Source organism: Methylocucumis oryzae (assembly GCF_000963695.1).
GTDB lineage: Bacteria > Pseudomonadota > Gammaproteobacteria > Methylococcales > Methylomonadaceae > Methylovulum > Methylovulum oryzae.
Window position 1 is genome coordinate 1 of sequence record NZ_LAJX01000046.1, and the last position, 23,320, is coordinate 23,320.

General features: G+C 42.4%; 26 protein-coding genes and 5 pseudogenes. 12 read left to right on the forward strand and 19 right to left on the reverse strand.

The genetic code is table 11. The annotated features are described in order from the left end of the window. The first annotated feature begins 236 nt into the window (after positions 1-236). The 8 genes from VZ94_RS05325 (at position 237) to VZ94_RS05355 (ending at position 6,086) form a co-directional block, all read left to right on the forward strand. Positions 237-803 (forward strand): chemotaxis protein CheW, encoded by a 567-nt coding sequence (locus tag VZ94_RS05325; RefSeq protein ID WP_052700239.1) that lies wholly within the window; start codon positions 237-239, stop codon positions 801-803. A 225-nt stretch (positions 804-1,028) separates the two neighbouring features. Further along, positions 1,029-1,808 (forward strand): CheR family methyltransferase, encoded by a 780-nt coding sequence (locus VZ94_RS05330; RefSeq protein WP_239649657.1) that lies wholly within the window; start codon positions 1,029-1,031, stop codon positions 1,806-1,808. Next, complete coding sequence (locus VZ94_RS05335; RefSeq protein WP_045778452.1) at positions 1,798-2,313, forward strand: chemotaxis protein CheD; 516 nt, start codon at positions 1,798-1,800, stop codon at positions 2,311-2,313. The genes VZ94_RS05330 and VZ94_RS05335 overlap by 11 nt, the downstream gene beginning before the upstream one ends. Before the next feature lie 68 nt (positions 2,314-2,381). After that, positions 2,382-3,026, forward strand: coding sequence for a PAS domain-containing protein (locus VZ94_RS05340; protein WP_045778453.1), 645 nt, complete (start codon positions 2,382-2,384; stop codon positions 3,024-3,026). Continuing rightward, a complete protein-coding gene (locus tag VZ94_RS05345; RefSeq protein WP_045778454.1) occupies positions 2,956-3,657 on the forward strand; it encodes a PAS domain-containing protein in 702 nt (233 codons plus the stop codon). The genes VZ94_RS05340 and VZ94_RS05345 overlap by 71 nt, the downstream gene beginning before the upstream one ends. A 98-nt stretch (positions 3,658-3,755) precedes the next feature. Next, the gene (locus VZ94_RS05350; protein WP_131655476.1) at positions 3,756-4,205 is read left to right on the forward strand and encodes a PAS domain-containing protein; all 450 of its coding nucleotides are present in this window, start codon (positions 3,756-3,758) and stop codon (positions 4,203-4,205) included. Between the two features lie 19 nt (positions 4,206-4,224). Further along, the gene (locus tag VZ94_RS25795; RefSeq protein WP_157844858.1) at positions 4,225-4,374 is read left to right on the forward strand and encodes a hypothetical protein; all 150 of its coding nucleotides are present in this window, start codon (positions 4,225-4,227) and stop codon (positions 4,372-4,374) included. Between the two features lie 50 nt (positions 4,375-4,424). Continuing rightward, positions 4,425-6,086: a putative bifunctional diguanylate cyclase/phosphodiesterase gene (locus VZ94_RS05355; RefSeq protein WP_052700240.1), complete on the forward strand. Its 1,662-nt coding sequence runs from the start codon at positions 4,425-4,427 to the stop codon at positions 6,084-6,086. Between the two features lie 167 nt (positions 6,087-6,253). On the opposite strand, the gene miaA is transcribed toward VZ94_RS05355, so the two are convergent. The 13 genes and pseudogenes from miaA to VZ94_RS05405 form a co-directional block, all read right to left on the reverse strand. Further along, the gene (gene miaA, locus VZ94_RS05360) at positions 6,254-7,126 is read right to left on the reverse strand and encodes a tRNA (adenosine(37)-N6)-dimethylallyltransferase MiaA (protein ID WP_439097697.1); all 873 of its coding nucleotides are present in this window, start codon (positions 7,124-7,126) and stop codon (positions 6,254-6,256) included. A 21-nt stretch (positions 7,127-7,147) separates the two neighbouring features. After that, positions 7,148-7,348: a hypothetical protein gene (locus VZ94_RS31665; protein ID WP_338040252.1), complete on the reverse strand. Its 201-nt coding sequence runs from the start codon at positions 7,346-7,348 to the stop codon at positions 7,148-7,150. Positions 7,349-7,415: 67 nt separating this feature from the next. Continuing rightward, entirely contained in the window at positions 7,416-8,006 is a 591-nt protein-coding gene (locus VZ94_RS05365; protein ID WP_338040253.1) for a hypothetical protein, read from the reverse strand. Between the two features lie 177 nt (positions 8,007-8,183). Continuing rightward, positions 8,184-9,043 (reverse strand): annotated as a pseudogene (gene rapZ, locus VZ94_RS05370) (RNase adapter RapZ). A gap of 32 nt (positions 9,044-9,075) precedes the next feature. Continuing rightward, positions 9,076-9,366, reverse strand: coding sequence for a ribosome hibernation-promoting factor, HPF/YfiA family (hpf, locus tag VZ94_RS05375; protein WP_045778456.1), 291 nt, complete (start codon positions 9,364-9,366; stop codon positions 9,076-9,078). A 49-nt stretch (positions 9,367-9,415) separates the two neighbouring features. After that, a pseudogene (locus VZ94_RS05380) lies at positions 9,416-10,859 on the reverse strand (RNA polymerase factor sigma-54). Between the two features lie 35 nt (positions 10,860-10,894). Beyond that, positions 10,895-11,621 (reverse strand): annotated as a pseudogene (lptB, locus tag VZ94_RS05385) (LPS export ABC transporter ATP-binding protein). A gap of 1 nt (position 11,622) precedes the next feature. Next, a complete protein-coding gene (locus VZ94_RS31670; RefSeq protein ID WP_338040257.1) occupies positions 11,623-11,829 on the reverse strand; it encodes an LptA/OstA family protein in 207 nt (68 codons plus the stop codon). A gap of 43 nt (positions 11,830-11,872) precedes the next feature. Next, a complete protein-coding gene (locus tag VZ94_RS31675; RefSeq protein WP_338040254.1) occupies positions 11,873-12,136 on the reverse strand; it encodes an LptA/OstA family protein in 264 nt (87 codons plus the stop codon). Further along, the gene (gene lptC, locus VZ94_RS05395; RefSeq protein ID WP_045778457.1) at positions 12,123-12,704 is read right to left on the reverse strand and encodes an LPS export ABC transporter periplasmic protein LptC; all 582 of its coding nucleotides are present in this window, start codon (positions 12,702-12,704) and stop codon (positions 12,123-12,125) included. Before lptC ends, VZ94_RS31675 begins: the two co-directional genes overlap by 14 nt. Then, entirely contained in the window at positions 12,701-13,156 is a 456-nt protein-coding gene (locus VZ94_RS05400; protein ID WP_439097698.1) for a KdsC family phosphatase, read from the reverse strand. The genes lptC and VZ94_RS05400 overlap by 4 nt, the downstream gene beginning before the upstream one ends. Further along, positions 13,107-13,244, reverse strand: a complete 138-nt coding sequence (locus VZ94_RS33075; protein WP_439097699.1) for a hypothetical protein — start codon at positions 13,242-13,244, stop codon at positions 13,107-13,109. Before VZ94_RS33075 ends, VZ94_RS05400 begins: the two co-directional genes overlap by 50 nt. After that, on the reverse strand, positions 13,244-14,221 hold the full coding sequence (locus VZ94_RS05405) for a KpsF/GutQ family sugar-phosphate isomerase (RefSeq protein ID WP_045778458.1): 978 nt from the start codon (positions 14,219-14,221) through the stop codon (positions 13,244-13,246). Before VZ94_RS05405 ends, VZ94_RS33075 begins: the two co-directional genes overlap by 1 nt. A 208-nt stretch (positions 14,222-14,429) precedes the next feature. Between VZ94_RS05405 and VZ94_RS05410 the strand changes: the two genes are divergently transcribed. From VZ94_RS05410 to VZ94_RS05420, 3 genes and pseudogenes are all read left to right on the forward strand, one after another. Next, the gene (locus VZ94_RS05410) at positions 14,430-15,254 is read left to right on the forward strand and encodes an MOSC domain-containing protein (RefSeq protein WP_045778459.1); all 825 of its coding nucleotides are present in this window, start codon (positions 14,430-14,432) and stop codon (positions 15,252-15,254) included. A 73-nt stretch (positions 15,255-15,327) separates the two neighbouring features. Further along, positions 15,328-16,546, forward strand: a pseudogene (locus VZ94_RS05415) (argininosuccinate synthase). Between the two features lie 71 nt (positions 16,547-16,617). Continuing rightward, positions 16,618-17,205 carry a hypothetical protein gene (locus tag VZ94_RS05420; protein ID WP_045778460.1) on the forward strand — a complete coding sequence of 196 codons (588 nt, stop codon included), beginning with the start codon at positions 16,618-16,620 and terminating at the stop codon, positions 17,203-17,205. Between the two features lie 87 nt (positions 17,206-17,292). Here VZ94_RS05420 and VZ94_RS05425 read toward each other — a convergent pair whose 3' ends face one another. Together VZ94_RS05425 and VZ94_RS05430 are read right to left on the reverse strand one after the other, a co-directional pair. Continuing rightward, entirely contained in the window at positions 17,293-17,628 is a 336-nt protein-coding gene (locus VZ94_RS05425) for a c-type cytochrome (RefSeq protein ID WP_045778471.1), read from the reverse strand. A 242-nt stretch (positions 17,629-17,870) separates the two neighbouring features. Further along, positions 17,871-19,412 (reverse strand): phytase, encoded by a 1,542-nt coding sequence (locus VZ94_RS05430; RefSeq protein ID WP_045778461.1) that lies wholly within the window; start codon positions 19,410-19,412, stop codon positions 17,871-17,873. A gap of 316 nt (positions 19,413-19,728) precedes the next feature. On the opposite strand from VZ94_RS05430, the gene ettA reads away from it, so the two are divergent. Next, on the forward strand, positions 19,729-21,252 hold the full coding sequence (gene ettA, locus VZ94_RS05435; protein WP_275575140.1) for an energy-dependent translational throttle protein EttA: 1,524 nt from the start codon (positions 19,729-19,731) through the stop codon (positions 21,250-21,252). Between the two features lie 21 nt (positions 21,253-21,273). Here the strand turns inward: ettA and VZ94_RS31680 are convergent, their stop codons facing one another. From VZ94_RS31680 to VZ94_RS05445, 4 genes and pseudogenes are all read right to left on the reverse strand, one after another. Next, entirely contained in the window at positions 21,274-21,621 is a 348-nt protein-coding gene (locus tag VZ94_RS31680) for a hypothetical protein (protein WP_338040255.1), read from the reverse strand. Next, the gene (gene sbcB / locus VZ94_RS05440) at positions 21,566-22,720 is read right to left on the reverse strand and encodes an exodeoxyribonuclease I (protein WP_338040256.1); all 1,155 of its coding nucleotides are present in this window, start codon (positions 22,718-22,720) and stop codon (positions 21,566-21,568) included. Before sbcB ends, VZ94_RS31680 begins: the two co-directional genes overlap by 56 nt. An 11-nt stretch (positions 22,721-22,731) precedes the next feature. After that, a pseudogene (gene nqrM, locus VZ94_RS22275) lies at positions 22,732-22,924 on the reverse strand ((Na+)-NQR maturation NqrM). An 18-nt stretch (positions 22,925-22,942) separates the two neighbouring features. Then, positions 22,943-23,302, reverse strand: coding sequence for a DUF2845 domain-containing protein (locus VZ94_RS05445; protein ID WP_045778462.1), 360 nt, complete (start codon positions 23,300-23,302; stop codon positions 22,943-22,945). Positions 23,303-23,320: the final 18 nt, after the last annotated feature.

Consider the following 23,320-nt stretch of genomic DNA (forward strand, 5'->3'; position numbering starts at 1 on the left):
CRCCAAGCCTACAGGGATGTATTTACGGCGTCCTCGGCAACTGCTCCTGCGTTGCCCTACTACACGCCATCCCTGGCGTTATGCGCTCTGAATGTCCTGTCCCTACTTAAGTTGGTAGCCAACGAGTGCAAGGCAAGCCTTGCACTCCGAAAATCGGATGCTTATATACTTAACTTAATGGCAGTGATGCAAACCTAGATTTGTACGCCTAATAAAGAAAGATAGAGGAAAACACAATGAACGCATTACAAGCTCAACCTATCTCAAACACCAACTTAGCGCATACCCCCACGCAATCGGGTCAGTATTTAACGTTTATGCTGGCACAAGAAATTTATGCCGTTAGCATTCTTAATATTAAAGAAATCATTGACTTCGGTTATTTAACTGAAGTCCCGATGATGCCAGAATTTGTACGCGGCGTGATTAACTTACGCGGACGCGTTGTCCCCGTCATTGATTTATTAGCCCGTTTTGGCAAAGGCGCGACCCCTATTGCCAAGCGCACCTGTATTGTCATTGTCGAAACTGACGCCAATGACCAGACGCTTAAAAGCCAAGACTTGGGTATTATCGTCGATGCCGTTAATGAAGTCGTCAATATTGAAAGCCAAGATATAGAGCCACCGCCTAGCTTTGGCACCGGCATCCGTCCTGATTTTATTGCTGGCATGATTAAACGCAATAACCGTTTTAATATTGTGCTGAATGTTAAACGGGTATTATCCGTAGAAGAAATGACGGCGATTAGTCAATCCACTACCGAGCATCCATCCGCTAAACCAACAAGTGTACAGTCATAAGCGTTAGTCATTAGACCCTGAACGACCATGCAATTTTTTAAACGACAACACTACGATGGTTAATCTACTATCCTGCATCGTCAAACATCATTGTAGGTATCACATTATTGAGCATTTTATGCGATGATAACTGACTGAAATACTCATATTGAAAAAAAGCACACATGGACAGCGATACGGCTATTAGATTACCCAGTAATATTCCACTCACTGATCAAGAATTTTTTGTGGATTAAAGATTACTTATACAAAAACTCAGGTATTGCTTTAAACGATAGTAAAAAAGCTTTAGTTTCTGGTCGATTAGAGAAACGCTTACGTCACTATCAATTGACCAGCTATTACGACTATTTCCAATTAATTTCTAAGCCAGATGCTGCAAGCGAACGGTTGATGGCGATTGATTTATTAACGACGAACGAAACCTATTTTTTTCGCGAGCCACAGCATTTTGATTTTTTAATCCAACAAATCTTGCCTAAAATTAGTAGCAGCCAAACCTTTAGAGTCTGGAGTGCTGCTAGCTCTAGCGGCGAAGAAGCCTATACTTTAGCGATGGTGATTGCTGAATACAGCAAAAACTATCAGTGGGAAATTATCGGTACCGATATATCGACAGCGATGTTAGAAAAAGCCAGACGGGGCTTATACCCTATTGCCGCTGCCGAAAAAATACCCAGGCTGCTACTCAAAAAATACTGTTTAAAAGGTAAAGAAGAGTATCAAGATTTTTTATTAATCGACCCCGTCATACGCAATCGGGTAACATTTAGTTATGCTAACCTTATTCAAACACTACCGGAAATCGGGGTATTTGATATTATTTTTTTGCGTAATGTCATGATTTACTTTGATTTACCAACTAAACAACTCTTACTTAAACGCATTTATCACTGTTTAAAACCCGGTGGCTATTTATTTATTAGTCACTCAGAATCGTTACACGGCTTAAGCTCAGAATTTCAGCCCGTAATACCGTCGGTTTATCGTAAAAATGACTTATAACTCGCTCCCTACCGAAGCAGTAACAGAAGTCTTCCTACAACCAGGAGATTTTTATTTTGGTAAAGGCCACACGCGGGTAAAAACCATTCTAGGCTCTTGCGTCGCGATTACGTTATGGCATCCTCGTGCGAAAATAGGTGGCATGTGCCACTATATGTTGCCTAAGCGTAGCGAGCATTCCTTTTGCGCCCAGTTAGATGGTCGTTATGCCGATGAGGCCTTGCAATTATTTATGTTGGAACTGAAAAAAACCGCCAGTCACCCGGCAGACTACGAAGTGAAAATGTTTGGTGGCGGCAATCAATTTCCAACTCATTCCCAAACACGCGAATTGAGTATTCCTGATAATAATATTCGAGCCGGAAAAAATTTATTACGTTTGCATGGCTTTACGACCAAAGCCGTACATTTAGGCAGTACCGGACATCGCAGCATTGTCTTTGAACTTTGGAATGGTAATGTCTGGCTAAAACATACCGTCTTTGAACATCCTGTGTCTTTATGAATACAATTTAAGATGGCTATGATAATACAGCATTTTCACCAACCTCCTTCCTGTCGGCCAATCATACTATGAGCCTGTCTTTAACGACTCATCTTCCAGTACCTTTAGATTTTGTCGCGTTTGCTTGTGAGAACATGCACGACGCAGTATATCTTATCGATTCGACGTTTAAGTTTAAATATGTAAACCAAAGTGCTTGCCAAACCTTAGGCTATAGCCAAAACGAATTACTAAACATGGGCGTGGCCGATATTGACTTTTCGCTATCACCGGTCGCGATTAATGCCATGCATCAGCAAGTGATAGAGCAAGGTTATGCGTGTTTTGAAACTCGCCACCAACGTAAAGATGGCTCATCATTTCCAGTAGAAGTCAATATCACCCAATATCAATATAACAATGAAAACATGTCGTTATGTGTAGTACGCGACATCACCGAACGAAAACGCCTTTATTTTGAAAAACAGCAGTTAATTGATGCACTGGAAGAATCGGCTGACTTTATAAGCTACGCCGAGTTAAACCATACAATATTATTTATCAACATTGCCGGCCTGCGCATGGTAGGGCTTGATGAAAACACCAAGGTCAATACGCTACAAATTAATGATTTACACCCTAAATGGGTTATCGAGTTATTAAATGAAACGGCTATTCCAACTGCGTTGGCTCACGGCGTTTTGGCGTGGCGAAAGCGCGTTATTACATCGTAATGGTTATGAACTGCCGGTTTCACAATGTATCGTTGCCCATAAAGATGAAAACGGTCATCCTAAGTTTCTCTCAACCATTATGCGTGAAATTAGCAGCGATAAGACGCGGGCAGAGCAATTAAAGCTACTAGAACATGCGTTTAACCATATCGGGGAAGCCGTTTATTTAATCAGTCGACATGCTCAGTTAATACAAGTTAATAAAGAAGCTTGTAGACTACTAGGTTATGACCAGCAAGAACTTCTAACCTTATCGCTTGAAGACATTGCACCGGACTTTAATACACAGGTGTGGACTGATTTTTGCCGGACTGCGCAAAACCAGGCGCTGTCTAAAACCTTTGAAACGACGTTACGCTGTCAATCCGGTGTGTTATTACCGGTAGAGGTTAACTTAAACCATATCATTTACCACGACCAACCGTTTATCATGGCGCTAGTACGTGATATTAGCGAACGTAAGCGCATGGAGAACTTACTAATTTTACGCGAACGCGAGTTTAGAACCCTCGCAGATAGCTTGCCTGATCCATTATGTCGTTATGATTGTGAAACACGAAGAACCTATATCAATCCGGCTTGGTTGAAATCCGGCGGTATCATTGATGATGTCTTAGGAAAAACGTTTTGATGAAGCTGCCCCGTGCCCAAATGTACCTAGTTTTAGTGACGAATATCAACGCCGTGTCCGTGAAGTGCTCGCCACAGGTCAGCCACAAACTTGGGACTTTGTACTTGATAGCGCAACACCACCGCGTTTTTTTATTATTTTCGTTTATTCCAGAAATAGATGATGAGCAAAAAGTGATTGGCGCACTCACCATTGCTAAAGACCTAACACCATTAAGGCGTTCAGAGCAAGCGCTGTCCCAACGCGAGCAAGAATTACGCACATTGGTGGATAATTTACCGATCAGTGTCGTGCGCTACGATGAGCAATACCGCAGAATTTTCTTTAATCCATCGTTTTTAAAAACCTTTTCTACCTCAGCAGAAAAAATCTACGGCAGCACACCTAAACAACAATGGTTCGCTACTAATATTACCGGCGCACAATTCACCGAGGTTCTTGAGACGGCCAAAACGCACCGGAAAAATTCAAGAAACCCTGGTAGAGTGGCAAAATTCAACTGGTTCATTAAGTTGTTATGCGTTAAAAATCGTACCCGAATTCGATAACCACGGTCGTATTAATAGTTTGTTATCGCTAGGCTTTGACATTAGCGAGCGTAGACAACAACAAATTGCTGAATCCAATCGACAGCGTGTGTTCGAGAAAATTGCTCATGGCGATAATCTTAAGGGGGTTTTAGAGCAAGTCGCTCTGTATGTAGAATCATCTAACTAGGTAGTTATTGCACTATTCTATTACTCAATGATAACGCCGATGAAATAGAAATGGTGGTTGCACCGTCTTTACCTAAAACTCAGCCATATCACTTATCACCGCTGAACCTTAGCGACCATACGAATCCGTGTTATTGCGGTATTACCTCCGCATTCAAAGGAACACGCGTCATTGCTGAAGATTTATCGGTTTATCCAAGTCACCCTATTTGCTCACAAATCAGCAAAAGTATTGGCGCACAAGCCTGTTGGTCAGAGCCTATTTTTTCGTCGACTGACGGCTTATTAGGCGTCATTAGCCTTTACCTGAAAGAAAAAGGCGAACCTCATGCAACCGATATTTTACTGTTATTACAAGCGAGTCATTTAAGCTCGATTGCTATAGAACGCAAACGCATAGAGCAAAAGATTTATCACCAAGCCAGCTACGACACCTTAACAGGCTTACCCAATCGCAGTTTGCTAAGCCATCGGTTACGCGAGGAAATTCACCAAGCCAGCTTAAACAAAGTCGGTTTATCGTTGTTATTTATTGATTTAGACCGCTTCAAAGAAGTCAATGACAGCTTAGGTCATGACGCCGGTGATCGATTATTAATTGAAGCCTCTCAACGCATACGCTCCTGTATACGCGACTCTGATACCGTTGCCCGCTTAGGTGGCGATGAATTTGTCGTGATTTTAGCAGGCACTAACGACATCAATGCGCAACAACGTGTCGCACAACATATCGTCGATATGATGTTAAAACCTTTTCATTTAGACGGTCAATTGGCCTATGTTTCAGCCAGCGTTGGTATCGCCAGCTACCCGAAAGATGCCGAGAGCGCTGAATTGCTGATTAGCTGTGCCGACCAAGCCATGTATGCGGCTAAGAACTTAGGGCGTAATAACTTTAGCGTATTTACCCGCGACATGTTAGAACAAACGCTACATCGCCAACAATTATTTAACGATTTGCGCGAAGCTCTCAATCAACAACAATTAGCCGTTCACTATCAACCTATCATCGAGTTAAGCACGAATGAAGTGGTTAAAGCTGAAGCCTTAGTGCGCTGGCATCATCCCAAGTTTGGCATGATTTCACCGGCATTATTTATCCCCATGGCGGAAGAAACCGATTTAATCAATACCATTGGTATCTGGGTATTACGCGAAGCCTCGTTAATGGCAAAACGTTGGAATCTGCTACAACCGAGCGAGCCTATAAAAAAGATTAGTATTAACATGTCGCCTAGACAATTCGTGCGTAGTTATCCTGATATTGAATGCATTACTCATTTGCAAAACATAGGCTTAGATCCAAAAGCGATTGTTATTGAGATTACCGAAGGCTTATTACTGGATGATAAAGCTGAAATCTTAAGCAAATTAAACCGCTTTAGTGCCGCCGGAATTGAAGTATCGCTGGATGATTTTGGCACGGGTTACTCAGCAATGGGGTATTTAAAAAAATTTAATATCGATTACTTAAAAATCGACCGTTCATTTATTAATGATTTAGAAAGCGATTCAAGTGACCGCGCTATTACCGAAGCCATTATCGTCATGGCGCATCGTTTAGGCTTGAAAGTCGTCGCAGAAGGGGTAGAAACTGAAGGTCAACGCGAATTATTAGCTGCTGTAGGCTGTGAATATGTGCAAGGTTATTTGTTTTCCAAGCCGCTAAACGCAGAGGATTTTTTAGTCTTTGTGCAAAATAGACACCGTTAAGCCAATAACGGTAGTGTTTTTGTGGTTTAACTTACAAATCGCTACTGTTTGCCATACAGAGCACCGCAGTTTTTGCTAGGATTACGGGCGGCAGGCGGGCAAGACGCCCACGCTATGCTGCTGGCTTACGCTTAACGCCTTGGCATATAACTGCTCATCATCTGAAACTAACTGGACAGCCTCGACCTCTTTGCGCAACCAAGTGAATTGTCGTTTAGCCAGTTGCCGGGTTGCATGATGCTTTTTTCGGTCATCGTGGCTTTATCATATTCGCCGTTGAGATAAGACCACGCTTGCCGGTAGCCTACGGCACGAATCGCAGGCAGGGTTTCATTTAAGTCGCCACGCGCATATAAGGCTTGCACTTCGTCGATAAAGCCTTGCTGTAACATGAGCTGAAAGCGCTGGGCAATTTTTTCGTGCAAAGTTTTACGCTGTTCCGGGGCAACAATGAGTTTTAACACGCGATAAGGTAGGGCTGTTTTATTATTCGCAAAATAACTGGTTAACGATTGGCCTGTTAATTCATAGACTTCTAACGCACGTTGTATACGTTGCGGGTCATTGGGATGAATTCGTGCGGCGGCGTCTGGGTCAACATTTGCAAGTCTTGCATGTAACGCGTCTTTACCTAATGTGTGTAATTCTGCATCTAATTTAACTCTAAGTTCCGGATTGGCATTGGGCAATTCAGCTAAGCCACCGGTTAAGGCATGAAAATACAACATCGTACCACCAACTAATATCGGTAATTTGGCATTAGCGCTGATCGTCGCCATCAGAGCCAGCGCCTGATTACGAAATTGACCGGTGGAGAAGCTTTCGGAGGGGTCTAAAATATCGATTAAGTGATGCGGCACTGCGGCTCTTTCAGCTAGACTAGGTTTGGCGGTGCCTATATCCATACCGCGATAAACTAACGCGGAATCGACACTGATAATTTCTCCGCTTAGCGCTTGGGCAAGTTGTATGGCAAGAGCGCTTTTGCCCGAAGCGGTAGGCCCCATGATGAACAACGCAGGCGGTAAATCATCCTTCATTTATTATTTATAATCAAACAGTTAATCGTCATCATGTTTAGACTGAGCTTCGCCTATAGGCAATAACGGTATACCATAGCTTGAGATAATCGCCTGAATATCTTTAGCCTTTTCAGTGATTAATTTATCTAATACCGCTTTTCTGGCTTTATCGTTGTTGCGTACCCCCATAGCCATCGCAAAATCGAATTTCAGCCCTGGTGTTGAGTGCATAGGTAGCATCGTGAAACTACCTTTAGGGCTTAGCGCATTGATATAAGCGGCAATGGGTCCCCATAAAATCGCTAAATCAATTTTTTTTGCTGTTAAAATCCTTAGCTAATTGCATTGCGATATTGTTGTCTTCATCCCCTGACATGGATTGATAAGGAATGCCCTGATCTAATAAGCCGTTTTTTTGCAGCCAAGTCGTACCTGGCCCCCGATCAAACATGGCAATTTTGAGCTGCTCTTGTTGTTGCAAAGGCAATTGCGCCAGTTGCTCAGGCTCTTTAATACTGTCTAAACCTCGGCCTTTGGCGATAAGCAAGACATACGTCGAGCGATAATACGGCTGGGTATTTAACGTCATATCCGACGCTTCGGGTACATTCATGACCACGTCGCATTTAAACTCTTTGCTATCAACCGCTTTTTCATCGATAGGGGCTAGTAACGTATTGCGAATAAAGCCTATACGCTGAGGAAACCAGGTGTATTCCAACGGTTGTTTTAAGGTTTTGGCAAATAATTCGGCAATTTTGTTTTCAAAACCATCGAGTTTTTGCGTGGAATACGGTGGATTTAATGGGTCAGCGCAGACTTTAAACGCTTCAGTAGTATGTCCTGTAGCGCTTATGGTAGCTAGAGCTAAAGCCGTTACAAGTTGGTAACTGTTCATCAGATTTCCTTGCGGGTCTTAAACCTCGCCCTTCAGAGGGATTTTTATATTTTGACAACGATACGCGAATCTCGTTATCCTTTTTAAAACGCCCTATTGACAGGGCCGGACAATCCACCGGCCTCTATCCGTCGGCGGGTGGTCACTCGACGGATGAAGTTGAGTATGGATTGAAACTTAATGTAATTCTCTATGCCGAACAATGACGTTGCGATAAGATTGCTTGAATTGTTTAACCAAAGAATCGACTAAAAATACCGAACGATGCTGACCGCCCGTACAGCCTATCGCAACAGTTAAATAACTACGACCTTCGGCTTCAAAAACGCGGTATCCAGCGGTCTAAAAAACCTTTAATTTCTTGGAAAAAATTCGGCAACGATGGCTTGTTTGTTTAGAAACTCAATCACCGCAGGGTCTTTTCCGGTTAAGACACGCAGTTCAGGTATCCAATGCGGATTGGGTAAGCTTCTCGCGTCAAAAACGAAATCAGCATCTAACGGCACACCGTGTTTAAACCCAAACGATTGGAATTGTAAGGAAATATGCCGGTAATCCCGCTCGCCAATATGCTCACGAATCAACTCGCGTAATTGGTGGTAATGGGTTCGACTGGTATCAATCAAGACATTCGCATGACGCGCTATTGGCGTCAGCATTTCTCGTTCGATTTTCAGCGCTTCTCTTAGAGGAATATCGCTATCCGTCAATGGATGACGTCTTCTGGTTTCGCTGTAACGTTTAAGTAATGTGGCTTCTTCGGCTTGCATGAATATAACTTCGCAATCTATCCCTTTACTACGAAGCAGCTCCATATTGTCGGTAAATGCCGCTAGGCTTTCGCTTTGATTTCTAGCATCTATACCTATGGCGGTTTTGGCGTAAGTCGTTTTATCTACCAGCATTACATGGTTAACAAAATCTTCTAACAGCGTTAACGGTAGGTTGTCTATGCAATAATAATTGCAATCTTCTAAAGTATCTAATGCAATACTTTTACCCGAGCCGGATAAGCCACTGACTATTAATAACTTCATGTATGAAGGTTAACCACGTAATGCCTATAGAGTTATCGGTGACTACCGGTTTTTTCTTTATGCTTGATAATTTGTCTATCCAATTTATCGACTAAATTGTCGATAGCAGCGTACATATCTTCTTGCTCATCTTCAGCAAATAGTTTTGCACCGCTAATTTGTAATGTCGCTTCTGCTTTTTGGATTAATTTTTCAACGCTAAGAATAACATGGACATCAGCGACATTATCGAAATGACGGGCTAACTTGGCGAATTTTGCATCGACATGCGCTTTTAACGCTTCGGTAATGGTTAAATGATGGCCTGTTATTATCACTTGCATGGTAAAACTCCTTGAGATGATCGGTGTATTATTGTTAATTGTAAGAACGTCAGATAATGCGTTTTCTCTGACTTGATGATGCGATAAACATCGCTTCACGATACTTGGCAATCGTGCGTCTAGCGACATTAATGCCTTTTTCGTTTAAAAAATCAGCAATCCGGCTATCACTTAAAGGCTTAGTCGGGTCTTCGTTACTGATTAATTCTTTGATGATGGCTCTAATCGCTACTGATGAGCATTCGCCACCGTTTTCGGTTGAAACATGACTGGAAAAAAAGTACTTGAATTCAACAATGCCATTAGGTGTGTGCATATATTTTTGCGTCGTCACCCTAGAAATAGTCGATTCGTGTAATTCTAGTTCTTCGGCGATGTCGCGTAATACCATAGGCTTCATTGCAACCGAACCGTGTTCTAAAAAGCCGGTTTGTTTCTCTATAATTGAGCGTGCGACTCTTAATAACGTATCGTTACGGCTATGTAAGCTTTTAATAAACCAACGCGCTTCTTGTAAATGGTCTTTCATACACGCATTGTCTTTGCTGTTATCGGCGCGTTTTTATCATGGCCGAATAAAACGGGTTAATGCGTAATTTAGGCGCTATTTCAGGGTTTAAATGGACTTGCCAGCGCTCATTTTGTTTAACCACATAGACGTCGGGTATCACATATTCTGGCTCTTGTTGCTGAATTTTAGAACCAGGCTTAGGCTCTAGCGAACGTATTAAATTAACCGCCGCAGTTAATTGACGCTCGGTCAAACCTAACTTGCGCATTAACTTTGATTGCTCATGCGTGGCCAACAAGTCTAAATACTCAGAAACGATTTGTAAGGCCTCGCTTCGATGCGGGGTTAACTCTGGCATTTGCTGTAATTGTAGTCGCAGACAGTCTTTTAAATCAGCCGCGCCCACGCCTACTGGGTCAAAATATTGAACTCTATGCAAAACCGCTAAGACTTCATCAAGCTCTAAATCTTCAAATTGGCTTTGCAAAGACAGATGAATGTCTTCAATGCTGGTTGATAAATAACCATCGGCATTAATCGAATCAATAATCGCTAAAGCAACTTCGTAATCACGGTCAGTAAACGGGGTAAGTTCTAATTGCCATAGCAAGTGATCTTGCAGCGTTGTCGCTTGACTGCGTTGCGCTTCAAACTCAACGGCCTCGCCGTTATTACCGCCTAATTCGACCACACTTTCGTAAATATCATCCCAACTTGAATCAACCGGTAATTCATCAGGAATATCGGTTTGCGAACCTTCACTGGTCATGGAGTCGGAATGTTCGCTTTTATGTTCTAACGCGGGCTCAGAAGCAGAATGACTAGACTCCTCTTCCACCTCTAGCATCATATTTGATTCTAATGCTTGTTGTATTTCTTGCTGTAAATCCAGCGTGGACATTTGCAACAGTTTAATCGCCTGCTGTAATTGCGGCGTCATACTGAGTTGCATACCTTGTCTAAGATGTAAAGACTGTTTCATAGTAAACGACTACCTAATGTACATTAACGCTTTGCCTAAAGGCTAAAATTATTACCTAAATAGACTTTACGCACTTCCTCGTGTGCGACTATAGCCTCAGCCCCACCTTCTGCGATTACTTTACCATTATTTAAGATATACGCCCTATCACAGATACCTAATGTTTCTCTGACGTTATGCTCGGTAATTAAAAACGCCTATGCCCCGTTGTTTCAAATGTACAATTATTTTTTTTATATCTTCGACTGAAATAGGATCAACGCCGGCAAACGGCTCATCAAGTAAGATAAATTTTGGCTTAGTTGCCAATGCCCTGGCAATCTCAACTCGACGCCGTTCTCCACCCGATAAGCTAAACGCTTGTTGCTGGCGTAAATGATCAATATGGAATTCTTGTAGTAAATCGTCTATCACTAAGTCTATTTGCGCCGAGTCTAGCTCGCCGCTAATTTCTAATACGGCTTTAATATTATCTGCGACTGATAATTTGCGGAATACCGATGCTTCTTGCGGTAAATAACCAATGCCTGCTCTGGCTCTAATATGCATAGGTTTATAGGTTATATCTTGTTCATCTAGCAAAATAACACCTTTATCAGCCTTGATTAAACCTACCATAATGTAAAAGCTCGTGGTTTTACCGGCGCCATTAGGTCCTAATAAACCAACGATCTCACCAGTCTGCATGGCTAATGAAACACCATCCACCACATTACGCTTATGATAGGCTTTAATCAAGCCATTAGCCGCTAATGTCACCATATCATTTGCTTGCTTTAGGTTTCAATATAACATGAACTCGTTTTGTGTCCGATGATTTTTCCCCGGCTTTCACTAACGAGCTTTTAATATCATATTCGATATAATCACTGGCGTAGGTCGCATTATCTTGCGTTACCGTCGCATTCTCTTTAAGGACTAGCAAATTTTTTTTAGGATAATACTCTCCGATTGATGCCTCGCCTATAATATCAGCGCTGCCTTCATTAGGTGTTTGCTTAAATTTTGCTCGCTTACCGGTAAAATATTAATTTATCGACTTCGCCATCTTTTAAATACACGACTAACTTATCAGAATTGACTCGAATACTACCCTGGGTAGAAATCACATTGCCTAAGTAAGTGCTGGTTTCATCAGCATCGTTATATGTGGCTGTATTTGAATCAATAGTAATCGGTTGATCAGCATCGCTTGCTAACGCGAACGCATGGGTAGGCATCCATAATAGTCCAACAAGCCCAGATAAGACATACATTTTGCTGTTATTTGGTTTCATAGGTCCCTTTAACGGAATGTAGCAGCTCAACGCGAATCGGTTGCTTGTACGTGAGCTTCATTCCTTGTCCTGTCGTCCGATGCGCTGAACTGCTCAGCTCAGACCACTCGCTTGATTGGGCCTGACCGGTTTTAAGCTGCACGTTTAGATTCGCTGATTTTATTATTATAGGTTTAACGTTTGTTGCTTCAGCGCGCTGTATCACAGCGTTACCGTTTAACTGTAAGTCGTTGCCATCGGCTGCTAAGCGTCCTGTTTCAGCAGAAATAACCCAAGGTGCAGATTGTGACGGTTTAGAGCCAGCGGAATAAGAATAATACACAGGGTGTAACAATTCTGTATTACGGTCATCGCTGTAATGTATTATTTTATCAGCAATTAATTTATTTTTTACTTGCCCCTCCTCGTCCATTTCAACTTTTGCGTAGCCGTTACTGTAAAAATCCGACCTATGCAAGGCTAACTCAGTACGCTTAGTCTCTTCCACATCGAATAACTTGAGCAAAAACCAACTGGTTATCGATAATAATGCGGCATAAATATATAAGCGCTGAGCGATGAACTTCATGCTAAATAAGCTGCGATTAAAGCGTCAAAATGGCCTTGTGCTTGCAAAATAAAATCACACACTTCTCTCACAGCACCTTGACCACCTGTCCTAGTTGTACACGCATCGGCATAATGTTGCACGGCAAAATTGGCATCGGCAACGGCAACGCCTAAGCCGACCCGACTCATGATGGGCAAGTCTAAGACATCATCGCCAACATGTGCAGCCTGCTGGGGACTTAACGCCAGTTTCTCTAATAATTCGCTAAGTGCCACACGTTTGTCGTCATAACCTAAATAAACATGCGTAATGCCTAAATCATGCATACGTTTAGCCACCACCACCGATTTACGCCCGGATATAACGGCAATCTCCACGCCCGTTTGCCGCAACATTTTAATACCATGACCATCTTGCGCATTAAAACTTTTTATATTCGTTACCGTCGTTGTCGAAATAAAGACGACCATCGGTTAAAACCCCATCGACATCTAAAATCAGCAATTTGATTTGCTTAGCTTTTTCGATAATGGCTAAATCTGATGTTAACGCATACATTACACGATGCCTGCTATCAATAAATCATGCATATTTAACGCGCCAATAGCACACTGATGTTGATCGACCACAATTAACGCATTTATCTTTTTTTGTTCCATAATTTGTAAGGCTTCTGCCGCCAACATATCTGGCGCAATCACAGTACAATGCAGCGTCATGACCTCAGTAATGGGCGTCATATTAATATCTAAATTACGCCCTAACATTCGCCGTAAATCACCATCGGTAAAAATACCTATGACCCTATTATTAGCCTCGACGACAGCCGTCATACCTAATTTTTTCTCAGTCATTTCTAACAAGGCATGACTAATTAAGGCTGACTCCGGTACTAAAGGCAATTCAGGACCGACATGCATAATATCACTTACCCGTAACAATAAACGCTTGCCTAAACTCCCCCCTGGATGAGACATAGCAAAATCATCGCGGGTAAAACCACGCGCTTCAAGCAACGACACCGCTAAGGCATCGCCCATCACTAAAGCGGCTGTCGTACTAGATGTTGGTGCTAACCCTAACGGGCAAGCCTCTTGCTCTACCGAAACGTTTAACCAAACGGTTGCTAAATTGCCCAGTGTGGAATCCGGATTACCCGTAATCGCAATCAAAGGTACACCTAAGCGTTTAATAATAGGCAAAATCGTCAATACTTCAGTCGTTTCACCAGAATTAGACAAGGCGATAACCACATCCGCAGGTGTAATCATGCCTAAATCGCCATGACTGGCTTCACCTGGATGCACAAAGAACGCAGGCGTCCCGGTACTGGCTAAAGTAGCAGCAATTTTGCCACCGATATGACCGGATTTACCCATTCCCGTAACGACAACCCGGCCTTTACAATTGAATAAGAGTTTACAGGCAGCAATAAAATTTTCGTTAATCTGCTCTTCTAATCGGGCAATTGCCTGGGCTTCTACCTGAACAACAGCGATACCTAGCTCACGTAATTTGCTGTCATTTAACTTCATTTTGCGATATCCACTATCATTTTGAGTTTGTCTTTACGCGCCAACTAGCGAACAAAAACCTGTATTATGCCATGCTTATACTTTTTTTGGCTGCATGAGTTTTTCTGAGCGATTGATTTTTCACTGTTCAAATCTCCTTGATTAAAATTATAGTTGTTCGATTTGTCATTACCCAAACGTTTGAAACCCTATCTTCTTGTGAGCCGATATGTCTACAGTTTATTTAAGTCAAATGACCCTCTACCCCATTAAATCGCTAGCAGGGGTTAATGTTAGCCAATGGCCTGTTATAGCAACCGGTTTTAAATATGACCGCAAATGGATGCTCATTGATGCACAAGGCCGCTTTATGAGTCAGCGTAACTCGCCACGTATGGCGTTAATACATGTTGAACTAAGCGAGCACGCTTTACAGATTTCTGCACCCATGCAGGGAACGCTCACATTGCCGTTAACCCAACACAGCGAACGACGCGTAGACTGCACTATTTGGCAAGACCAGTGCCGTGCTTGTTTAGTCTCTGATGAAGCAGACAGATGGTTTAGCGAATTTTTACAACAACCTTGCCGTTTAGTCTATCAAGCCAACGATGATATTCGCCATGTCGATCAAAACTATGCTCAACTGTCTGATCAAACGGCATTTTCCGATGGTTTCCCTTTTTTACTCATCTCAGAAAGCTCACTCGCGTTACTCAATGCGCAAATGGGGTTAAACCTGCCTATGGCTAGGTTTAGGCCCAATCTTGTGGTTAGCGGCTGCGAAGCGTATGCCGAAGATGGCTGGCGAGCCATTCGCATTAACAACCTAGACTTCAGACTACCTAAACCTTGTTCGCGCTGCGCGATTCCTAGCTTAAATCCTGAGACCGGCGAATACGGTAAAGAGCCGCTAGCCACCTTAAGCCGCACGCGTAAATGGCAAAACAAAGTTTATTTTGGTCAAAACGTATTGCACAACCAACAAGGTATTTTATCGGTAGGCGATGAGATTATCATTCTTAGTGAAGGCCAAATGCAGCCTCCTTTATGATAGTTTCAACTCTGCCCTGATACGTTTTTTCCGGTATAATTCCCGATATTTTTAACCAGAGGTTAACGGTATTATGTCGGATATTAAAAAAGTAGTATTGGCGTACTCAGGTGGTTTAGATACGTCTGTTATTTTAAAGTGGTTGCAAGACGTTTATAGCTGTGAAGTCGTGACATTTACTGCTGATTTAGGTCAAGGCGAAGAAGTCGAACCTGCCAGAGCCAAAGCACAAGGTTTAGGCATTAAAGAGATTTATATTGATGATTTACGCGAGGAATTTGCCCGTGATTTCGTCTTTCCTATGTTTCGCGCCAACACCATTTATGAGGGTGAATATCTATTAGGCACTTCGATAGCTAGACCTTTAATTGCTAAGCGCTTAATTGAAATCGCTAATGAAACAGGCGCTGATGCGATTTCACATGGCGCAACCGGCAAAGGCAATGACCAAGTACGTTTTGAATTAGGCGCTTATGCGTTAAGACCTGATATTCGTGTGATTGCACCGTGGCGGGAATGGCAACTGACGTCCAGACAAACCCTATTAGAATATGCTGAAAAACATGGCATCCCAGTTGAAATGAAACAAGGCAAATCATCGCCTTATTCTATGGATGCTAACTTATTGCATATTTCTTATGAGGGTCGTGTGTTAGAAAACCCTTGGACAGAAGCCGAAGAAGCGATGTGGCGTTGGACGGTTTCACCTGAAGCAGCCCCCGATCAACCACGCTATATAGAGCTTAGCTATCGTCAAGGCGACATTGTTGCAATTGATGATGTGCCACACTCACCGGCTGAAGTTATGATTGCATTGAATAAAATCGCTGGCGAAAACGGTATTGGCCGCTTAGACATTGTAGAAAATCGCTATGTAGGCATGAAATCACGCGGTTGCTATGAAACCCCAGCCGGCACTGTCATGTTAAAAGCCCATAGAGCCATTGAGTCGTTAACGTTAGATAGAGAAGTCGCGCATTTAAAAGACGAATTAATGCCACGCTATGCTTCATTAATTTATAACGGTTACTGGTGGAGTCCTGAGCGCAAAATGTTACAAACCATGATTGATGCGTCACAAGCATTTGTTAATGGTAAAGTACGCTTAAAACTATACAAAGGTAATGTCATGGTTGTCGGCCGCATGTCGGAAACCGATAGTTTATTCGATGAAAGCATTGCCACTTTTGAAGAAGATGCAGGCGCTTATAACCAAAAAGATGCCGAAGGCTTTATTAAATTAAAACGCGTTAAGAATGCGTATTGCCGCTAAGCGCCAACGCAAAGCCTAAACGCGTTCCCCGCAGTACATAATAATAATTAAATCTTAACAGGCTTACTCAGCCTGCCTTGAGAGGGAAAAATGAACAAAAACAACAAAAAAGAAATGCAAGTTGTTGTGTTGCCAGATATTCCATCCTACCAGCAACTCATGGTGGTTAATCGCTGGCTATTGAGAACTGTGATATTTTTAATGTTTGTTATCGTACTCGCGGGTGTTTTATGGTTACCCTCTAGTAATTTTTTAGGTGATTATAAGAAAATAACGGCTGATGATATTAACAGTACCCAGACAAACAACAATGTGTCGAGCGATGTAGATGCGTTAAAAGGCCAAGTTGTCGGCTTAATCAGTGGCTCGATAGAAAACAAGCTCAATACATTAGAGCAAAGCTTGCGTACCGGGACATTGACTAATTCTTTAGGCGAGTTAGAAGCCATTAAGACCGATGTCAAAATGCTACGCGCTTATTCAGTGCCCACCCAAGCGAATAAAGCCAATAGCAACGAACAAATTATGCGTGAGATGTCCCAGTTGAAACGCTTAATTTATTTAACCATTGCTTCGTGTGCGTTGTTATTTGCGGCAATTACCGGTATTTGGTTAAGGCATTTGAAAAAACTACCTAGCAAACAAAGCGTTGTGCGTTATTTGCACCGCCACAAATAACTCCTAAATAAACTAGTGACAACAAAAAAGCCGCTTGGGAGACTCCCAAGCGGCTTTTTTCATAACTCAAGAAATACTACGATGCGCTTATTTTGATTCTAAGTATTTGTATAAGGCATCAACAGCTTGGTCTTCGCCGTAACCTGCTTTTTCAACGGCTTTATTTTTCATAATTTCTTCAATCGCTTTCGGCATACCGCCTCTGCCTTCTTTTAATACTGCTTCAAATTTCGCTCTGTCTAATTGACCGGCTTTAATCAACGCAGTTAATTGTGGGTTTGAAGAAATGTCATGGCAAGTGCCGCAACCACGACCAAATGCGCGCTCATAAATCTTTTTACCGATTTCGATTGACTCATCAGCCATTGCTTGACCGGTTAATGCAACCATGGCAAAACCCAACGTGATTAATGTTTTTTTCATATTGACCTCTCTTGGTGTAAAAAAAACTGCATTTTTTAAAAATACAGCTCGTCGAAAAGTAAAACCTGTAAAGAATAGGAAATTTAACCAAAAAATACAATGAATTTGTTTATAAAAATGAAAATTTCCGGTCCGCTCGACCACTTTAGCAGCTCAACAAAAAAGAAAGCCATTGATAAAAATAACTTTAATCAGATAGGTTTCACCTGTATTTTAACTGGTTAAACAAGTGAAACCATCAGCTAAAACGGCAATTTAAAGTTGATATATTTAAACTGAGTAGAGCCATCGTATTCATAGCCATTAATATCAGACGTATCCTCTGGCTCTACTGCACCACCGTTATGTACAACCATTAGACCATCTGGAAACAACTTACTAAATGGCTGGGCAACCACATGAACGCCATCGGTTTCTGCCACACCTTCAATGGTAACCTCACCCAAGTAGACATTATTACTGAACAAATTTCCTTGCGCATACACTTGCAAAGTATCGTTGCCTTGGCTAGAAACTATCACGTAACCTGTACCGTCTTTTTTGTCAACCACGCTAATGCCTTCAGCATCAGCTTCAATATGTTGACCGGCAAACGCTGCATTACCGGGTACAATAATCGCATTGCTAGGTGCTGATGACGTATCACCGTATTCACACTCAAACTCATCACCATCGGGTATCGCAGCATAAGGCATTGCAAACGTTTTTACTTTTTCCATCAAAAAATGGTCTGATACATTAATCACTTCGACAGCATCTGGAATATAACGCGCTATAGGCAATTTCCATACGCCTATTAATTCTTGACTAGCATACAAAATACCTTGCCTAGCATCAACAGCTAAACCCTCGAATTGTAAATCGTCATTAGGGTCTTCGCGACATGCTTCCCAATGCAACATCTCTGTGCTCGTGCTAGCAGGCACGTCATGCACTACAGGGAAACGATAATCGCGTATCACCCGGTAGCTAACTGTGCCATTTTTAGTGGGTCTTAACACTAATTCTACAAGTCTGCTACGACTTCTTTGACTGACAAACACACGGGTTTTATTTCCGTCTTTAAACACAGTTAAACCATACGCGGTATTTTGTTCATCAACAGGGTTTTCGCTTTCACCTGCTTCGTGGTCGCTGGCAGGTTGATACGATGAAGGTTGAAAAATTCTATTATTAAAGACGCGTGGCGCATCTGTGTCAGTAATTTCCTGCAATGGCTTGTTGGGCTTGCTAGGGTCTATAACAAAAACTCTAAGCATATCGCAACCTCTATCAGTAGCCAGCGCTAAATCGACTTGGCCTAGTTTTGGTATGTTAACGCCATAAACAACATCGACGTTATTAAAGCGCCCATACGTCTCTGTGCTGCCCTTACATGTAGCCGTTGCCGCTAATACTGATGTTAAACCGGGTACAGGTGGATCTTGTTCAGTCACAGCCGGGTGATTAGCTGGATAAATTGTTTGTAAGACCTTACCTTGCAAATTATAAACTTGTAAGCCTGCATCTTTTAACGAAGCAATCACTAATGAACGTTTAGGATTCGCACTATTACGCCAAATCGCAGGGTCATCGGCATCCGGAGTGAGCGGCGCGTCATCGTATTGATGTAATACCGGTGTTTCAACAGAGGCTGTTAATGATGGGGCAAGTATTGGAACATTAACCGTTACATTGGCCATCGTCGTTACCACCGACGGTGCAGGCGATTCCGCTAAAGCGTTTGTAACCATTAACAACATACCTAAACTTAGCATAAGCAATTGATTGCAAGATTTTTTCATCATCATTTTCCTAAGGTTATAAAGAAAAAGGCGAGCATAATGACCTCTCATGACAATACGATGAAATACAACGGCTCTGATTTAACGGCTTTAGCGCGAAGACAACTTACCAGTCTTGGCTAACTATGAAATAATACCTGTGTAGAGCATTTTCCACCAACTGTAATTCAATATGGCTCAATATATCTATTCAATGAACCGGGTCGGTAAAATCGTCCCACCCAAAAAATATATTCTTAAAGATATTTCCTTATCGTTTTTTTCCGGGCGCAAAAATAGGCGTATTAGGCTTAAATGGTTCGGGTAAATCGACGTTATTAAAAATCATGCAGGCATCGATAAAGAAATCGAAGGCGAAGCCATACCATTAAAAGGCATAAAAATCGGCTATCTACCCCAAGAGCCGCAATTAGACCCCAATAAAACTGTGCGCGGCAATGTCGAAGAGGCTGTAGCCAATGTCAAAAATGCCTTAGCTGACTTAGATGCTGTTTATGCCGCTTATGCAGAACCCGATGCTGACTTTGACAAGCTCGCAGCTGATCAAGCGCGCTTAGAAGACCTGATTAACGCAATGGATGGTCATAATATTGACCGTAAACTTGAAGTTGCCGCCGATGCATTGCGCTTACCTGATTGGGATGCCGATGTCACCAAATTGTCTGGCGGTGAACGGCGTCGTGTCGCTTTATGCCAATTACTCTTGTCTAATCCAGACATGTTGTTATTAGACGAACCGACTAACCACTTAGATGCCGAGTCGGTAGCATGGCTAGAGCGCTTTTTACATGATTACACAGGCACTGTGGTTGCCGTCACGCACGACCGGTATTTCTTAGACAATGTCGCTGGTTGGATTTTAGAATTAGACCGTGGCTCAGGTATTCCTTGGGAAGGTAATTATTCGAGTTGGCTAGATCAAAAAAGTGCGCGTTTGTTATTAGAAGAGCGACAAGAATCTTCACGCCAAAAAGCAATGAAAGCCGAATTAGAATGGGTACGCTCAAACCCTAAAGGTCGTCATGCGAAAAGCAAAGCTCGCCTGGCCCGCTTTGACGAATTAGCTTCCGTCGAAGTACAAAAACGTAATGAAACGCAGGAAATCTATATCCCACCAGGACCTCGCTTAGGTGATGTCGTTATTGATGCAGATAATATTAGCAAATCGTTTGGCGACCGCGTGTTGTTTAACAATTTAAGCTTTAAGCTGCCACCGGGCGGTATCGTCGGTATCATAGGACCCAACGGCGCGGGTAAAACCACGTTATTCCGCATGATGGCTGGCTTAATACCGCCAGACTCAGGTTCATTAACAATGGGACAAACCGTTGAATTATCTTACGTGGATCAATTACGTGATGATTTGGACGCTAACAAGTCGGTATGGGAAGAAGTGTCTGATGGCTTAGATTTAATCACCGTCGGCAAATATGAAACACCTTCGCGCGCATATATTGGCCGATTTAACTTCAAAGGCTCAGATCAACAAAAACGCATAGGTGATTTATCGGGCGGTGAGCGTAACCGGGTGCATTTAGCTAAGCTATTAAAATCCGGCGGTAACGTTTTATTATTAGACGAGCCAACAAACGACTTAGATGTTGAAACCTTACGCGCACTCGAAGAGGCTTTATTATCTTTCCCTGGCTGTGCCGTGGTCATTTCGCATGACCGTTGGTTTTTAGACCGAATAGCGACGCATATTTTAGCTTTTGAAGGCGATAGCCAAGTGGTTTGGTTTGAAGGCAATTATCAAGATTACGAAGCTGACCGCCATCGCCGCTTAGGCACTGACGCAGACCAGCCTAAGCGATTGAAATATAAAAAATTATCAGGATAAATAGAAGAGCTAGCAAGGACGCTAGCTTATCTGTAATGCTTGCTTTTTGGCAATGCCATACTGCTCTAACGCGCTGATTATCTGTGGGTTTGCCTGTTCTTGTTTAAGTACGTGCAAACGCTTGAAATAGTCATCAAAAGTAATATCTGCTCCAACTACTTGCCCTGTTAAACGCTGCCGACAAAACTCTTGCCAACGTTGAGTTTCATCAACATTTAATAATTCTGGATAATTTCTGGCTTTGTATCTAAACAGCATTTCAGCAAGGCGTTTATCTTCAAATTTAGGGTGTAATTTCGCTAATTGGTCAGGTTTAGCCTGTCTTATAGTCGCTATTTTTTGCTTGTCTGCGGCAGAAAAAAAAGCCACCGCTATATAGCATTAAGTCTGGATCATTGTACTTAGGAAACTCATCAGCCCCCGCAAAAACGCTAGCACATTTTTGCTCTAAGCTGGGTGATGCGGATTTGAGCAGTTGTTGATGTTTAGTACATAGCTCAATATTTAACCCTAAGCGCGTAATGTCTATAGCTCGCAAAGCATTCATAGGCGCTAAAACCGGGCATTTATTAACATGCACGACTTTTAGCGGGACTCTAGCACAGTCTTCGGGTAAATCAGCGACAGCAGTAAAAACACGCTGCCTAATTTCTTCTACTGACAAATTCAATAACTGCTCAGGGGAAACGGATAAATCGTATACCACAATGCCATTATTATTGACGGGATGTTGACAAATCGGCAAGACAATCGCTAAGCAGTTTTGGTCTGAACGATATTTGCCAGAGACGTGGATAACCGGCTCGTAACTACCTAGATTAAGCAACTTTAATGCCTCTGCTTTAGTCCTATGCGCTAACAGGTAAGCAAAGATTTTGGGCTGTTGTTGCTTAATCAACTGGGCTAAAGCGATGGTTGCATAGACATCCGATAACGCATCATGAGCATTGTCATGCGTTATCGCATTAGCATGAGTCAAATCGGTTAGCTTAAAACTAGGCTTTTGCTCTTCAGTGCTTGGCCACTTTATATTATCGGGTCTTAGCGCTTTAACCGCCCTGACAACATCTAATAAATCCCAACGGGAATTACCATTTTGCCATTCTCTAGCATACGGATCGAAAAAATTTCGGTATAAACAGTGACGCGTTAACTCGTCATCGTAGCGAATATTGTTATAACCTAAGGTACAGGTATTAGGTTGTGCCAGGTGTTGGTGAATCAGCTTAATAAACTCAGCTTCACAAACACCTTTTGCGTCAGTTTCCTGTGGAGTAATGCCTGTAATCAAACAAGCATCTGGATTAGGCAAGCTATCTAAAGGTAAGCGGCAATAATAAATATGCGGCTCTTCAATGACATTGAACTGGTCATCGGTGCGTATGCCGGCAAATTGAGCCGGTCTAGTTCTAGCAGGGTCAATGCCAAAGGCTTCGTAATCGTGCCAATAAAATGTGGCTGAACTCATTAGAGTGTTGTTTATGAGTTAACCACTTTACCTTCAGCCTCTAATTTTTTTCTTTTATCGCACTTTTTCTACGCAAACGCACTCGCCGTTATTAACGCCACCACAAGTGCCTTTAATTGCGCGTCTACCGAACATAACGCCTATCGCCATTAAACCCACAACGATTAACATGACCAAAAAAGTTGCTATTAAATAATCAAACATAGTGTATTCCTGTGTTACTCAATCACCACGACCTAAATTTTTTATCTCTTTGAGTCGACCATTTTCAAAACGCAAATATTGTTGTAGCCGCCTCGCACCGAAGTCGTAAATCCATTCTTCTACTTCGACATCGATTTCAACATATTGCTGTTGTCCATAACCAATACCATTTTGCCCCCCTGCTCGTTGGTGACCGCGAACAAATTGGCTGGCACCACGACGTTCAATATGAGTATCGACTGATTCGGGCTGACCACAGATTGCTAAGACATCGTGTTTACTATCGCCGACATTAACCAACTGATGCCCACATCTTAGCGCAAATGCTTGGCTAGTAAACAATAAACCTAAGCCTAACAATAGAATTTTAATTTTCATAGCTTGCTCCTAAAATAA